The organism is Stenotrophomonas sp. Iso1 (genome assembly GCF_027497995.1).
GTDB lineage: Bacteria > Pseudomonadota > Gammaproteobacteria > Xanthomonadales > Xanthomonadaceae > Stenotrophomonas.
The window spans coordinates 1365911-1380565 of sequence record NZ_JAODBT010000001.1; the positions used below are offsets into that span (position 1 = coordinate 1365911).

The window sequence follows — 14655 nt, forward strand, 5'->3', positions numbered from 1 at the left end:
CGCAATGAAGCACAAGCAAAATGGCATGACCTTGACCTCGTTCGTGGCCGTGCTGGCCGTGGTTGGGTTTGCGCTCTACATCGGCATGAAGCTGTTCCCGATGTACCAGGAGTTCTTTGCGGTTAAGTCATCGATGAAGGCGTTGGCCAACGAATCTGGCAGTGCTGACATGGCTCCGGCCAAGGCGCAGGAGTTGTTCTTCAAGCGTATGGACATGAATTATTCCGATAGCGTCAAGCGTGACGACATCAAGTTCGAACGCATCGATGGCGGTTGGCGCATGAACGTCAATTACGAAGTCCGTCGCCCGCTGGTCGGCAATCTCGACATCGTCGGCCGTTTTGAAAACTCCCAGGATCTGACTTCGCGCAGTGTTGAATAAGACGTTCCAACGGGGTGACCTGATAGGTCACCCATTCAAGGATCAGGATCTGCTCAAGCAGGCCCTGACCCATCGCAGTGCTGGCGCTCCGCACAACGAGCGCCTGGAATTTCTGGGCGACAGCATCGTCAACATGCTCATCGCCGAGGCGTTGTTCAGGCGCTGGCCCAAGGCCGACGAGGGCGCGTTGACCCGCGCCCGCGCCATGCTGGTTTGCGAAGGGGCGCTGGCGGTCATCGCGCGTACCCTGCAGCTGGGCGAACGGCTGACGCTGGGCCCAGGTGAAATGAAATCCGGCGGTCACCGCCGTGATTCGATCCTGGCCGACACCGTGGAAGCGGTGGTTGCAGCCATCTACTTGGACGTCGGCTTTGATGCTTGCCGCGCGGTGGTGCTGCCCTGGTTCGAGGAATCACTGGCCGCCGTGCCGGTGGGCAAGCCCGAAAAAGACCCCAAAACACGCCTGCAGGAGTGGTTGCAGGCCCGGCAGAAGGGGCTGCCGGTGTACGAGCTGGTATCGGAAACCGGCGACGATCACGCCAAGCACTTCCAAGTGTGTTGTCGTGTGGCAGACCCTGCCGTGGCTACCGAAGGCGAAGGCACTTCGCGCCGGTTGGCTGAACAACAAGCGGCTGCTGCCGCAATTGCGCTATTGGAAACCAAGTGAACGACACCTCCCCCCATCGTTGTGGCAGCGTCGCTGTCATCGGCCGCCCGAATGTCGGCAAATCGACACTGACCAATGCGTTGGTTGGTGCCAAGGTCAGCATCGTCTCCAACCGTCCGCAGACCACGCGTCACCGTCTGCTGGGCATCGCCACCTATCCGGAAGGCCAGCTGGTGCTGGTTGACACCCCCGGCCTGCATCGCCAGCAGAAAGGGGCGATGAACCGGGTGATGAACCGGGCCGCACGTGGCTCGCTGGAAGGCGTCGATGCCGGCCTGCTGGTGATTGAAGCCGGCCGCTGGGACGAAGAAGACACGCTCGCCTTCAATGTGCTGCGCGATGCCAATGTTCCGGTCGTACTGGTGGTCAACAAGATTGACCGGCTCAAGGACAAGGGTGCATTGCTGCCATTCCTGCAGGAAATCACCGCCGGCCGTGAATTCGCCGCCGTGCACCCGGTTTCTGCTCTCAAGCGCAATGGCCTGGAATCGCTGGTGCGTGACCTGATTGGTCTGGTGCCGGAAGCGCCGGCGATGTTCGGCGAAGACGAAATCACCGACCGCAGCCAACGCTTCCTCGCCGGTGAGCTGGTACGCGAGCAGTTGATGCGTCAGCTGGGTGAAGAACTCCCCTATGCCACCACCGTGGAAATCGAGCGCTTTGCCGAGGACGGCAACCTGCTGCGCATCGGCGCGGTGATCTGGGTCGAGCGCGAAGGCCAGAAGGCCATCGTGATCGGCAAGGGGGGCGCCCGTTTGAAAGACATCGGTGCCAAGGCGCGCATGCAGATGGAGCGGTTGTTTGGCGCCAAAGTCTTCCTGGAAACCTGGGTGCGGGTGCGCGAGGGTTGGTCCGACGACGAAGCCGCGCTGAAGGCGTTCGGTTACGGCGAGTAAGAGCAGGCAGCCCGCGGCGTCCGGAAGAAGGTCGTGAGAGCAGGCAGGCGTGGCCCCTTGGGTTCCGCTGTCCTGCTCCGTTTCTTGAGCGCTCGCGAAGCTTTGATACGCCTGCTCGTTCCTCCGTCCCACTGAAGAGCCATGCGCTTAGACGACCAGCCCGCCTACGTCCTGCATGCACGTCCGTGGCGTGAGACCAGCTTGCTGGTCGAAGTGATGACGCTGGAGCACGGTCGCGTTGGGTTGTTGGCGCGCGGCGTGCAGGGGCCCAAAAAGCAGGCGTTGCGTGCGGCGTTGCAGCCGCTGCAGTCCATCCATTTCGATGCGGTGATGGGCGGTGAACTGGCGCAGCTGCGGCGCGCCGAAAGCCAGGATGTTGCGCCGCGCCTGCACGGCAACGCGATGCTGGCCGGGTTCTACATGAATGAGCTGGTGATGCGGCTCGCACCCCGTAATGATCCGTCTCCGGAGCTGTTCGTCGCCTACGGCGTGTTGCGCAGCCGGCTTGAATTACCGGAGGTACTGGCGTGGTCGCTGCGCTGTTTCGAGCGCGACCTGCTTGAAGCCTTAGGCGTGGGTTTCGATTGGGCGTGTGCGGCTGATGGCGAAGCCATTGATCCTGCCGCGCGCTATCAACTGGACCCGACGCAAGGGCCGCTACGCCAGCTCAGCGAACGAAGCAGCGCTGAGCGTCGCGGACTGGCTACTGGCGCCGCCTTGTTGGCGCTGGCTGAAGACCGGCTCCCGGCTGCGTCCGATCTAGCCAGCCTGCGGCTGCAGATGCGCGCGGTGCTGCTGCACCACCTGGGCGGGCGTGGATTGAAATCCTGGGAAATGCTGGGCGACCTGAGCCGCCCGGCAGAGTGAAGCGTTGCTCAGCCGAGCAGGGCGCTTACGGCGGTGTCGAAGTGCTGCCGGGCGGTGGTTGAGCTGGGGTTGTTGTGCAGCTGACGGACCGACCGTGCCAGCTTCAATGCGCCGACAAAGCCGCAGCTGGCCTGCAACCGGTGTAGTTGGTTGCGCAGCTCGGGCTCGTCATGTCGATCCAGCGCACGGCCCACCGCATCGCGCGCGACGGGGAGTTCCGCCAGGAACAGTTCGCGTAGCGCGCGCAGATGGGCCTGTTGCCCATTCAGTGCGGTGAGCGCGACCGCCTCATCCCAATGGGGAACCTCGGTTTCATCGCGACTGTCGCTGGCTGCGGCCGATTTGGCCAAGGTGCGACGGATCGCCTTGAGCAAGGTGTCGCGGGTCATCGGCTTGATGAGCGTTTCGCTGAAGCCGGCCTGCTGCAGTGCCTGTTGGATCTCGGTGCTGGCATCGGCGGTATGCGCCAGTGCTGACACGCGCGGGTACTTGGCCCGCAGTCGTTGCAGCAGGGTGGGGCCGTCGCCGTCAGGCAGGTTCACATCGATCAACCAGAGGTCGTAATGCGACGATTCGGCGCGCTGCAGCGCACTGGCGAACGAGTCGGCGATATCCACCGTCGCTGGCAGTGATTCCAGTGCGAACTGGAAGAAACCCTGGCTGGTCATGTCGTCCTCGACCAGTAACAGGTGTGGAACGGATCCCTGTACGTGCGTATTCATCTGCTGCCTCCATGCCAGCGCGTTTTATGCATATTAGCGAGGGGGCCAGCATCTGCAAGCGGTGGGAGAGGTTCTGTCGCGCATCTGCGACAATACGCCCCCTTTTTGCCCGCAGCCTGTTGCCACGTGGCCCGAACCCGAACCCCCCGCATAGACAAGACTCCGTTCCAGACCGACATCCTCGACCTGAGCCACGATGGCCGCGGCGTTGCGCGCCGTGAAGGCGAGGGTGGCAAGGTCACTTTCATCAGTGGCGCGTTGCCGCAGGAAACGGTGATGGCCGAGCAGACCGCCAAGAGCCGCCATTTCGATCAGGCCCGCACGGTTGAAGTGGTGAAGGCATCGCCGCATCGTGTGGAAGCGCGTTGCCCGCACTTCGGCGTGTGTGCCGGCTGCGTGCTGCAGCACCTTGAGGAGTCCCAGCAGATCATCGCCAAGCAGCGCGTGCTGATGGACAACCTGGAGCGTATCGGTCATGTGAAGCCAGGCGTCGTGTTGCCGCCGCTGGCTGGCGACAGTTGGGGTTACCGTCGCAAGGGGCGTTTCTCGGTGCGTCGCGTCGAGAAGAAGGACAAAACGCTGGTCGGTTTCCGTGAGCTTGATCCGCGCTTCGTTGCGGATCTTTCGCAGTGCCTGACGGTGATTCCGGAGATCGGTACCAAGGTATCGGTGCTGTCCACGTTCATCGAATCGCTGGAAGGCAAGCGCGACATTCCGCAGATTGAATTCATTGCCGGCGACGCCGCCATCGCGCTCACCGTGCGTCACATGCAGCCGCTTTCTGCTGCCGACACGCAGGCTTGGAAGGCGTTCGGCGAGGAGCAGGGTTTCGCCATCTACCTGCAATCCGGCGGTCTGGAAACCGTGCAGCCGCTGTGGCCGGCTGAAGGCGTGGCGCTGTCGTTCGCGTTGCCGCAGTGGAACGTGGAACTGGCGTTCCGTCCGCTGGATTTCATCCAGGTCAACGCCAAGCTCAACGAGCAGATGATCGCGCACGCGCTCACGTTGCTGGATGCGCAGCCCGACGAGCGCGTGCTCGACCTGTTCTGCGGCCTGGGCAACTTCACTCTGCCGCTGGCACGCACCGTGCGCGAAGTGGTGGGTGTGGAAGGTGAGGCCGGCCTGGTTGCGCGCGCCAAGGAAAACGCCGAGCGCAATGGCTTGGACAACGCGCAGTTCTTCGCCGCCGATCTCACCCAGGATCAGCGCCATACGGCGTGGATGAAGCAGGGCTTCGACAAGCTGTTGCTGGATCCGCCGCGTTCGGGCGCCATCGATGTGCTGCAACAACTGCCGTTGAAGCAGTTCAAACGCATCGTCTATGTCAGCTGTCACCCGGGCTCGCTGGCACGTGATGCCGGTTACCTGGTCAACGAGCAGGGCTTCACCTTGGTGTCGGCCGGTGCGATGGATATGTTCCCGCACACCGCGCACGTCGAAAGCATTGCCGTGTTCGAGAAGAAGTAAGCCATGGGCATCGAGATCGAACGCAAATTTCTGGTCACCAATGACGCGTGGCGCGCTGCGGCGCATGCCGTTGTCCCGATGGCGCAGGGCTACATCAATGACATGGCGGCGATGGACAGCGGCACGCAGAAGGCCTCGGTGCGCGTGCGCATCCAAGGCCAGGACGCGTACTTGAACATCAAGTCGCGGGAACTGGGCCATACCCGTCAGGAGTTTGATTACCCGGTGCCGGTGAGCGAGGCGCGCGAGCTGCTGGCGCTGTGTGTGGGCGGCCTGATCGACAAGCGTCGGCATATGGTCAGCCACGGCGGCTTGCTGTGGGAAGTCGATGAGTTCCTCGGCGACAACGCGGGTCTTGTGGTGGCTGAGGTTGAACTGGAAAGCGCCGAGCAGCGCTTCGACACACCCGACTGGGCCGGTGCTGAAGTCACCGATGAACTGCGTTACTACAACCTGGCGCTGGCCTCGCGTCCGTACAGCACGTGGAGCGCCGAAGAGCGCGATAAGGGCAGCGACTGAGCTGGGCGAGGTTGGGATGAACTTCCAGCGCCGCTTCGGCCTGCCAGCGCGATGAATTGATAGCCCGAATAAGCAATGCGTACCGGGGTTTTACGTGTCAGTTTCCAAGCGAATCGGCACGAGACACCGCTTCGCGATTTGCCTGGGTAACCCCGCAGTGCGCTGCGCTTATCTGGGCTGCTGAGGAGCTGCTGATCGCGGCGTGGCCGCAACTCGCAAGCGCTTTCTGGAGGCGTTTCAGGCGCTGCGCGCGACAGAGTGTTCGCCGAAGGCGCTCCGTGAATGGGTCAGTTCCGAAATACACTGCGGCTCCGTTGCTGCGGACTGTCGGCTTCGCATCTGATGCGTGAGTTGGCCGCAGCGCCCCATACGAAAAAGGAGCCGTTCATGCGTATCGATATCTGGTCTGACGTGGTCTGCCCTTGGTGCTGGATTGGCAAGCACCGTTTTCAGCGTGCGCTGGAGCTGATGGGCGACAAGGCGCCCGATATGGACGTGCATTGGCACCCATTCCTGCTGGCCCCCGAGGCCGACGCCACACCGGTGCCGTTGCGTGAGGCGTACGCGGCCAAGTTTGGGGGTGTCGAGCGCACCAACCAGATGCTCGCGCAGACGCAGGCAACCGCTCAGGCCGAAGGCCTTCCGATGGATTTCGACCGGGGGCAAGTGAAGGTCACCACGTTGCCGGCGCACCGGCTGATGTGGCTGGCCGGCAGCCAAGGCGTGCAGGAACCTGTGGCTGAGGCGTTGTTCCGGGCGCATTTCGAGCACGGTCGCAATCTGGCTGACCCGCAGGTGCTGATCGAAGCGGCTGCTGCCGGCGGTATTCCCGCCGAACGCGTCACTGCGATGCTCGGTTCCGAGGAGGGTCTGGCCGAGGTTCGCGCTGGGCTGGGCCAAGCGCAGGCATTGGGAATTCAGTCGGTGCCCACCTTTGTCATCAATGGCCAGTACGCAGTGCAGGGCGCACAGCCGCCGGAAGTGATCGCCCAGGTGTTGGAAAAAGTGGCTGCTGAAGGGACGCCTGCGGCGCCTTCAAACGATGAACACGGTTGCGGCCCGGACGGCTGCAGCGTCTGACGACAAAGGCGTCATCTGCGACAATGCGGGGCTAGACCGCAGCCTGCGGTGACCTGGAGTCCATGCATGCTTTTGATCGGCGTTGCCGGCACCGAACTGACTGCCCAGGAGCAAGACTGGCTGCAGCACGATGCGGTCGCGGGCGTGGTGCTGTTCAAACGTAATTTCGCCTCCCGCGAGCAGGTGGTCGAGTTGACCTCGGCCATCCGTGCCGCCACGGCGCGGCCATTGCTGCTGGCCGTGGACCAGGAAGGCGGGCGCGTGCAACGCTTCCGTGAGGGCTATACCGAGCTGCCGCCGCTGGACGGCTTGGGCAAGCTGTATGGGACTGACCCGGACGCCGCACTGGCGCTGGCCGAACAGCACGCTTGGCTCATGGCCAGTGAAGTCCGCGCCAGTGGCCTGGACCTGAGCTTTGCCCCGGTGGTGGATGTGGGCCACGGCAACCTGGCCATCGGCAACCGCGCTTTCGGCGAAGACCCGCAGACCGTGGCCGCGCTTACCGCCGCCTATGTGCGCGGCATGCATTCGGTGGGCATGGCAGCAACGCTGAAGCATTTCCCTGGCCACGGCACCGTGCGTGAAGACACCCATGTCGACACCGCCATTGATCCGCGCTCGTTGCAGGAAATGGAAAGCCTTGATCTGGTACCGTTTCGCGCAGGCATCGCCGCTGGCGCCGATGCGGTGATGATGGCTCACGTCATCTACCCGCAGGTCGCGCCGGAGCCGGCCGGTTACTCGCCGCGCTGGATCAACCAGATCCTGCGTCAAGACATGGGCTTTCGCGGCGTGGTGTTCTCCGACGACATTGGCATGGCGGCTTCGTTCGCCGCTGGTGGCGTCAAGGCCCGGGTTGATGCTCACCTGGATGCCGGCTGCGACGTGGTGTTGGTCTGCCACCCGGAGCTGGTCGAAGAATCGCTGCAGGCTGTTGCTGGCCGCAGTCTCAATACCGCTGCGCTGCTGGGCTTGATTACCCGTGGCGCGATGGCCTGGGGCGGCCTGCTGGCCGACAGCCGTCATGGCGATACCCGCAACCGTTTGCTTGAAAACCTTGGAAGAACCGTCTGATGCCCAACCTCACTATCGAACAGGCCCTGTCCCAGGCCGACCTGCTGGTCGACCGCCCCACCATCGACAAGGCCATTGCCGGCATCGCCGACGCGATTGCACGCGATTACAAGGGTGAAGTCCCGGTCTATTTGTCGATCATGCATGGCGCGCTGCCGTTCGCTGGCCAGTTGGCGCTGGAACTGGGCGCACGCGGCCAGGACCTGCAGTTCGACTACCTGCATGCCACCCGTTACCACGGCGAGACCGGCGGCGAGCTGGTGTGGAAGCACCGCCCGGCCACCGCGCTGTTCGGCCGCCGCGTGCTGTTGGTCGATGACATCCTCGACGAAGGCTTCACCCTGCAGGGCGTGCGCCAGTGGTGCATGGAACAGGGCGCCACGGATGTACGCATTGCCGCGATGACGGTGAAGAAGCACGACCGTGCACTGCCGGACGTCAAGGCGGATTACCTCGGCGTCGAGCTGCCGGACCGTTTCGTGTTCGGCTTCGGCATGGACGTCAACGAATCGCTGCGCACGCTGCCTGCCATCTACGCGATGAAGGAATAAGCCCATGGCCAGCCGGCGATCCGTTGCAGGCTGGCTGACGGTTGTCTTCATTTTGGGCCAGTTGGCCATCCTCGGGATCAAGGAGCTGCGCGAGCAGGGCAGTCCCTTGGCGCAGCAGTACGCCTTCTTTGGCTATGCCCCCAATCTTGTGGCGGCGGCAACGCTGCCCTGGCTGGTATTGGCAGTGGCATTGAAGCGGGGCGGTCCGCTGGATGGCCCTTATGCCTGGCGGGACCTGTGGCATGAGGGGCGTGCGCTGTGTGCAGGATTGCTGTTGAGCACCGGCGGGTTGCTGGCCTGGGAGTTCATCCAGCGGTCCCGGCCCAACCGGACCTTCGACTGGCAGGACATATGGGCCACGATGGGCGGAACCGGCCTATGCATGGCTGTGATCGTATCTGCCCGCCTGTTCACCATGTGCCGGGCCAACTCCTCTTCCTCTACACGAGCATGACAAATCCATGAGTTCCATTGCCCTGGCCGTGATCGGCGGCACCGGCGTCTACACGTTGGCCGCGCTGGACGATGTCCATACCCACGAAGTGGAAACCATTTACGGCGCGCCCTCAGGCCCGGTCCGTGTCGGCCTGTTGAACGGCCAGCGCGTGGCGTTCCTGGCCCGCCACGGTGAGGGTCATTCGATTCCGCCGCACAAGATCAACTACCGCGCCAATCTGGCCGCGCTCAAGCAACTGGGCGCGACCCGGGTGCTGGCGCTGAATACCGTGGGCGGCATCACCGACAACTTCGGCCCGCGCGTGCTGGCCTGCCCGGATCAGCTGATCGACTACACCTGGGGCCGCATCTCCACGCTCAGCGAGGAAGCCGGCAGCGAGGTGCTGCACGTCGATTTTGGCCACCCTTACACGCCATCTTTCCGCGCCAAGGTGCTGGCCGCGGCCAACGCCCAAGGCGTGGTGATGCAGGACGGCGGCTGTTACGGCGCTACCCAGGGCCCGCGCCTGGAAACCAATGCCGAAATCGCGCGGATGCGCCGGGATGGCTGCGATCTGGTCGGTATGACCGGCATGCCGGAAGCCGGCTTGGCGCGCGAGCTGGGGCTGGAGTATGCCTGCCTGGCCATCGTCGCCAATTGGGCGGCTGGCTGCGGTGACGCGGGGGAGATCACCATGGCCGAGGTGCTGGCAAATGTGGAGGCGGCTTCGGCGGGTTTGCCGACTTTGGTGGGTGAACTGGCGAAGGGGTGATTGTCATCCCGGCTTAAGGTTTGCATACTCCGCCAGTGCGCTTCATTCAGCGTGCATCAATCCATTCATCGAACAAGGTCTCGCATCACCATGCCGAACGGTACCGTCAAGTGGTTCAACGACGCCAAGGGATTTGGCTTCATCTCACCGGAGGACGGCAGCGCCGATGTCTTCGCGCACTTCTCCGCGATCAACTCCAAGGGCTTCCGCAGCCTGCAGGAAGGCCAGCGCGTCAGCTATGACGTGACCGATGGCCCGAAGGGTGCGCAGGCTTCGAATATCACGCCGGCCGAGTGATTCACCCGGTTGTGCCGAAAAACCCCGCTTCGGCGGGGTTTTTTTTGGGTTGGATGATGGCTGGACGGCACAGGCTGCATTCACCCCAACCCCCTCTTTCCTGCGCGCGGGAGAAGGGTTGAGTTGCAGGTAAGAAGGAACGTAATGAGCAAACCATTGGATATCGCCATCGTTGGCTATGGCACTGCAGGGCAGGCCCTGGCGGTGCTGCTGTCGCGTGATGGCCACCGGGTGCAGGTGTTTGAACAGGCGGCTACGCCGGGGCCGGTGGGCGCAGGATTCTTGTTGCAGCCCAGCGGCCTGCAGGTGCTGTGGCAGATGCAGCTGTTGCCGCAGGTGCTGGAACACGGCGCGGTAGTGCGCCGGTTGTACGGGGAAACCCCGTGCGGGCGCGCGGTGATGGATATGCATTACGCCGGGCTGGATGCTCGCTTGTACGGCGTAGGCATGCAGCGGGGCGCTTTGTTTTCGTTGTTGGACACGGCATGGGAAGGCGCTGGCACGCTGCATGTGGACAGTCGCATCACGGCCATCGACGACAGCCTACAGCGTGTGCAGGACTGCCACGGCCGCTGGCATGGGCCGTTTGACCTGGTGATCGCTACCGACGGCTCGGCTTCAGGCCTGCGTGCCCAGGTGCAGGGCACCCAACTGGACCGGATTTACCCATGGGGCGCGCTTTGGTGCCTGTTGCCACGCGGCGATTGGGCGTTCGGTGATGAGTTGCGCCAGCGCTATGTTGCGGCGCGCAAGATGATCGGCCTGCTTCCCGTAGGCACCCGGCCCGGTGATGACGAACCACGCCTGAGTTTTTTCTGGAGCCTGCCGCGGGATGGTTTTGCGGCCTGGGAACAGAACGGGTTGCCGGCCTGGCTGGACGAGATCGAATCGTTGTGGCCCGAAGCGCGGCAGCGGCTGGAGAGTGTCGGCGTGCAGACCCAGTTGGCCCGCGCCAGTTATCGCGATGCAGTGATGGAGCACTGGTATCGCGGTCGCTTGGTATTGGCCGGTGATGCGGCGCATTCGATGAGCCCGCAGCTGGGGCAGGGCGTGAACATGGCGCTGCAGGATGCGCTGGCGCTGCGCGATGCCTTGCGTGCAGAAGGTCAGATTGACGCCGCATTGGCCCGCTACCAGGCCCAGCGCAAGGCGCATGTTTGGCTGTACCAGTTCTGGAGCCGCTGGCTGACGCCGGTGTTCCAGTCCGACCGTGATTGGGTAGCAGGCGCCCGCGACATGCTGTTCAAGCCGATGGGGCGCATGCCGGGTGGGCGTGGGCACATGTTGCGCATACTCAGTGGCACCCAGCACGGGCTGTTCGGCAAGCTGGCGTTGGAGGATGCCTTCATCGCCGCGCTGCAGGAGGAGCTGCCCAGCGGGCGATGACGGGCGCGCAACAGGGGCATGCGGCAGAATCAGCCGTGCCATCGAGGAGCCGCTGCCATGTCGCTGCAACTGCCCGCGTTTGAAACCCATGTCGTCGACAACCAGCCGCCGCCGTTTGGCGGCCGAAACCTGTGGCGCGATGACCGCGCGCTGCAGGAAGCGATAGCACGCGAGGGCGGCAAGGCGTTCGTGGCAGCGTTGTCGCATTACGGCGAGTTGGCCGGTGGTGATCTGTACCGCGCCGGCTTTGATGCCAACCGTCAGCGGCCACTGCTGCGCACGCATGATGCGCAGGGCCATCGCATCGACACCGTGGATTTCCACCCGGCGTATCACCAGCTGATGTCGACCGCCAAGACGCATGGCGTCGGCGGGCTTTCCTGGCATGCGCTGCAGCCCGGTGCGCATGTCGCGCGTGCGGCGCTGAGCTACCTGCATCATCAAGCTGAAGCAGGCACCAGTTGCCCACTGACCATGACCCACGCGGCGGTGCCGGTGTTGCGGCAGGAGCCGGCGTTGGCCGAATGGGCCAGCAAGGCGGCCATGCCGTTTTACGATCCGCGTGACCTGCCGATTGGTGACAAAGCCGGGATCACCCTGGGCATGGGCATGACGGAGAAGCAGGGTGGCTCGGATGTCCGTGCCAACACCACCACCGCAACACCGCTGGCGACGGCGGGTGAATACAGCCTGGTGGGGCATAAATGGTTTTTCTCCGCCCCCATGTCCGATGGCTGGCTGGTATTGGCCCAAGCGCCTGGTGGGTTGACGTGTCTATTGATGCCGCGTCGTCTGCCTTGTGGACGACGCAATGCATTTCACCTGATGCGGCTGAAAGACAAGCTGGGCGATTGGGCGAACGCCTCCAGCGAGGTCGAGTTCTGCGGTGCGTGGTCGCGCCGTATCGGCGAAGAAGGGCGCGGCGTGGCGACCATCATCGAGATGGTGATGCTGACGCGCTTGGACTGCATGCTCGGTGCTGCTGCGGAAATGCGCATGGCGCTGGCGCAGGCGCTCCATCACGCGCGACACCGACGCAGCTTCGGAAAATGTCTGGTTGAGCATGCGTTGATGGCCAACGTGTTGGCGGATCTGGCTATCGAATCGGAAGCCGCCACCACGTTGTCGATACGGGTCGCGCGGGCGGTGGATGCAGCGCCGCAGGAGCCGCGCGAAGCCGCATTCGCGCGTATTGCGACTGCCATTGGCAAGTTCTGGATATGCAAACGCGCGCCGGCGTTCGTCAACGAGGCACAGGAATGCCTCGGCGGTGCAGGTTATGTCGAGGAGTCGATGCTGCCACGGCTGTACCGGCAGGCGCCGCTCAATTCGATCTGGGAAGGCAGCGGCAACGTGCAATGCCTGGATGTACTGCGTGCACTGGCGCGCGAGCCTCAGGCACGCACAGCGCTGTTGGACGAGCTGCAGCAGCCCGGAGGCCGGGCGGATCTTTACGATCGCGCGCTTGCCGTCGTATCACCAGCGTTGTCGGGCGCCGTGATCGCCGAGGCCGATGCACGTACCGTGGTTTCGCGCCTGGCCGTGCTGTTGCAGGCGGCCACGTTGTTGCGAGTGGGTAGTCCGCTTGCGGCCACCTTCGTGCAGTCGCGGCTTGGTGACGCGGGCCATGTTTACGGTGTGCTGGATGCTACGACGCCTTTCACCGACATTCTGGCGCGCGCGTTGCCGGCTGATTGATCAACCGGCGCCGTCGAGGTTGGCGTCGAACGGCAGCACGCGGTTACGGCCGCTGCGTTTGGCGCGGTACAGCGCGGCATCGGCTTTGCGCAGCAAGGTGATGCCGGCCACGCCATCAATCGGGTAAGTCGCCACACCCAGCGACACCGTGATCGGGGGCAGCGTCTTGCCTGAGAACGGCACGCTCATCTGCGATAGCGCGATGCGTAGTTCCTCGGCATAGCGCAGTGCCGATGCACGATCAGATTCGGGCAGGATCACTGTGAATTCTTCGCCGCCATATCGACAGGCAATGTCTTCACCGCGCAACCGCGAGGACAGCAACTGGCCGACCGCTGCCAGCAGCGCATCGCCGCCGCCATGGCCGTGGGTATCGTTGAATTGCTTGAAATGGTCCACGTCCAGCATCAACACCGACAACGGAAAGTCCCGGCGTCCGCAGCGGGCAATCTCGCGCGCCAGCGATTCTTCCAGATAGCGGCGGTTGTACAGGCCGGTGAGCGGATCGCGGATGGATTGCAGACGCAGTGATTCGCGCAGGCGCAGGTTGCTCAGTGCCAACGACAACTGTTCGACGGCCGACTCGGCCACGGTGAGGCGCGGCAGCGGGCCGGGGCCGGCAGCGCAGAGAAACAGGAAGCCGATCTGCACGCCCTGTGCTGACATCGGAATGCAGGCTGTTGTAACGCTGAGCCCTTCCTCCGGGCTTGCGATATGCGGGCAGCCCGCATCACGGTGCAGGTCGTCGATCAGGTGCGGTTGACCACGGCGGATGGCCCAGCAGTCACTGGGTACCAGGAACGCGCTGGTTTCCACCAACGGTGTACCCCAGTTGACGATGTTCTCAGCGCGGTCGTTGGAGGCGCGCAACAGGTAAACCGAACCGGCGGCTTCGGGCAGCAGCGCCTTGAGCGTGCGCGCGGTGATGTCCAGCGCTTCTTCGGGATTGGCGCAACTCTGCAGCAGGCCGGTGTAACGACCCAGTGTCTGCAGGTCGGCACTGGAACGCTCAAGCTGCTCCAGGTTGGTGACCAGCTGCTGGCCGGCACTGGCCGCACGTTTTTCGGCCCGCGAACGTCGGCGCAATTCCGACAACAGAATGCCGTACACCGAAGCCACCACCGCCAGTCCGAACGGAATGCCCGCGAAGGCCAGGCCCAGCAGCAGGTCGGCACTGCGGCGCGAGCTGGCCGCGCGCTCTACCAGCAATGCATGTTCGGCCTGGACCATCAGCCGCACCTGTTCGCGGATGGCGCTGGTGGTGCGGAAAGCATTCTGGTTGATGGCCGCGCGTGCTGCGTCCAGACCCTGACTGTCGTAGATGCCTACAACGTGCTGGATCTGCCCCAAACGGCGGCCGACCAGTTCTTCAAGCTTGCGCGTGTTCTGGGACTGCTCGGGGTTGTCGGTAATGGAGCGGGAAAGCGTTGCCAGCACCAGCGGAAGGCGCTCCAGGCTCATCTGGTAATCGACCAGATATGCCTGGCTGCCCGTGAGTAGATAGCCGCGTTCGGCGGATTCGGCATCAAGCACCATCGACTGGATTTCATCGATACGGCCGATGACCTCATGGGTGTGCGCTACCAGACGGGCGTCGGCAATGAACCAGCGGGCGCCGACAAACACGCCAATACCGATAGCAATGAAGACCAGTGCGGAGAAGGTCAGCGCGATTTTGATGCGGGTGCGTTGTTGCATCGCCACCTTGCGTGCGTGATGGAAGAAGCGGGTGCAGTCCCGCGCCAGCCTTTCTGGCCAATCAAATTGATTTGTGGGGGCCCTTTCCCCCACGGCAACGCGCAAGCGCTGCGAGATGCACAGTCACCGCGTGTGCGGTGACT

General features: G+C 63.6%; 16 protein-coding genes. 14 read left to right on the forward strand and 2 right to left on the reverse strand.

Going from position 1 to position 14655, the window contains the following annotated elements; translation table 11 throughout:
* Positions 1-4: 4 nt before the first annotated feature.
* The 4 genes from PAN08_RS05855 to recO all read left to right on the forward strand — a co-directional run bounded on the left by PAN08_RS05855 (position 5) and on the right by recO (position 2812).
* Positions 5-382 (forward strand): DUF4845 domain-containing protein, encoded by a 378-nt coding sequence (locus PAN08_RS05855; protein ID WP_269790537.1) that lies wholly within the window; start codon positions 5-7, stop codon positions 380-382.
* Complete coding sequence (gene rnc, locus PAN08_RS05860) at positions 372-1049, forward strand: ribonuclease III (protein WP_269790538.1); 678 nt, start codon at positions 372-374, stop codon at positions 1047-1049. The genes PAN08_RS05855 and rnc overlap by 11 nt, the downstream gene beginning before the upstream one ends.
* Positions 1046-1945 (forward strand): GTPase Era, encoded by a 900-nt coding sequence (era, locus tag PAN08_RS05865; protein WP_269790539.1) that lies wholly within the window; start codon positions 1046-1048, stop codon positions 1943-1945. Before rnc ends, era begins: the two co-directional genes overlap by 4 nt.
* A 141-nt stretch (positions 1946-2086) precedes the next feature.
* Positions 2087-2812, forward strand: a complete 726-nt coding sequence (recO, locus tag PAN08_RS05870; RefSeq protein WP_269790540.1) for a DNA repair protein RecO — start codon at positions 2087-2089, stop codon at positions 2810-2812.
* An 8-nt stretch (positions 2813-2820) separates the two neighbouring features.
* On the opposite strand, the gene PAN08_RS05875 is transcribed toward recO, so the two are convergent.
* Complete coding sequence (locus PAN08_RS05875) at positions 2821-3534, reverse strand: hybrid sensor histidine kinase/response regulator (protein WP_269790541.1); 714 nt, start codon at positions 3532-3534, stop codon at positions 2821-2823.
* Between the two features lie 126 nt (positions 3535-3660).
* Here PAN08_RS05875 and rlmD point away from each other — a divergent pair, with 126 nt between their 5' ends.
* From rlmD to PAN08_RS05925, 10 genes are all read left to right on the forward strand, one after another.
* A complete protein-coding gene (gene rlmD / locus PAN08_RS05880) occupies positions 3661-5001 on the forward strand; it encodes a 23S rRNA (uracil(1939)-C(5))-methyltransferase RlmD (RefSeq protein WP_269790542.1) in 1341 nt (446 codons plus the stop codon).
* A 3-nt stretch (positions 5002-5004) separates the two neighbouring features.
* Positions 5005-5520: a CYTH domain-containing protein gene (locus PAN08_RS05885; protein WP_269790543.1), complete on the forward strand. Its 516-nt coding sequence runs from the start codon at positions 5005-5007 to the stop codon at positions 5518-5520.
* 387 nt (positions 5521-5907) lie between these two features.
* Positions 5908-6600: a DsbA family oxidoreductase gene (locus PAN08_RS05890; RefSeq protein WP_269790544.1), complete on the forward strand. Its 693-nt coding sequence runs from the start codon at positions 5908-5910 to the stop codon at positions 6598-6600.
* 66 nt (positions 6601-6666) lie between these two features.
* The gene (nagZ, locus tag PAN08_RS05895; protein ID WP_269790545.1) at positions 6667-7674 is read left to right on the forward strand and encodes a beta-N-acetylhexosaminidase; all 1008 of its coding nucleotides are present in this window, start codon (positions 6667-6669) and stop codon (positions 7672-7674) included.
* A complete protein-coding gene (locus PAN08_RS05900; protein ID WP_269790546.1) occupies positions 7674-8225 on the forward strand; it encodes a hypoxanthine-guanine phosphoribosyltransferase in 552 nt (183 codons plus the stop codon). The genes nagZ and PAN08_RS05900 overlap by 1 nt, the downstream gene beginning before the upstream one ends.
* 4 nt (positions 8226-8229) lie before the next feature.
* Positions 8230-8679, forward strand: coding sequence for a hypothetical protein (locus PAN08_RS05905; RefSeq protein WP_269790547.1), 450 nt, complete (start codon positions 8230-8232; stop codon positions 8677-8679).
* Positions 8680-8686: 7 nt separating this feature from the next.
* Positions 8687-9433 (forward strand): S-methyl-5'-thioinosine phosphorylase, encoded by a 747-nt coding sequence (locus tag PAN08_RS05910; RefSeq protein ID WP_269790548.1) that lies wholly within the window; start codon positions 8687-8689, stop codon positions 9431-9433.
* 90 nt (positions 9434-9523) lie between these two features.
* Entirely contained in the window at positions 9524-9730 is a 207-nt protein-coding gene (locus PAN08_RS05915; protein ID WP_057636079.1) for a cold-shock protein, read from the forward strand.
* A 144-nt stretch (positions 9731-9874) separates the two neighbouring features.
* A complete protein-coding gene (locus tag PAN08_RS05920) occupies positions 9875-11116 on the forward strand; it encodes an NAD(P)/FAD-dependent oxidoreductase (RefSeq protein WP_269790549.1) in 1242 nt (413 codons plus the stop codon).
* Between the two features lie 57 nt (positions 11117-11173).
* Positions 11174-12814 carry an acyl-CoA dehydrogenase family protein gene (locus PAN08_RS05925; RefSeq protein ID WP_269790550.1) on the forward strand — a complete coding sequence of 547 codons (1641 nt, stop codon included), beginning with the start codon at positions 11174-11176 and terminating at the stop codon, positions 12812-12814.
* Here the strand turns inward: PAN08_RS05925 and PAN08_RS05930 are convergent, their stop codons facing one another.
* Positions 12815-14512: a diguanylate cyclase gene (locus PAN08_RS05930; protein WP_269790551.1), complete on the reverse strand. Its 1698-nt coding sequence runs from the start codon at positions 14510-14512 to the stop codon at positions 12815-12817. It abuts the gene before it with no gap.
* Positions 14513-14655: the final 143 nt, after the last annotated feature.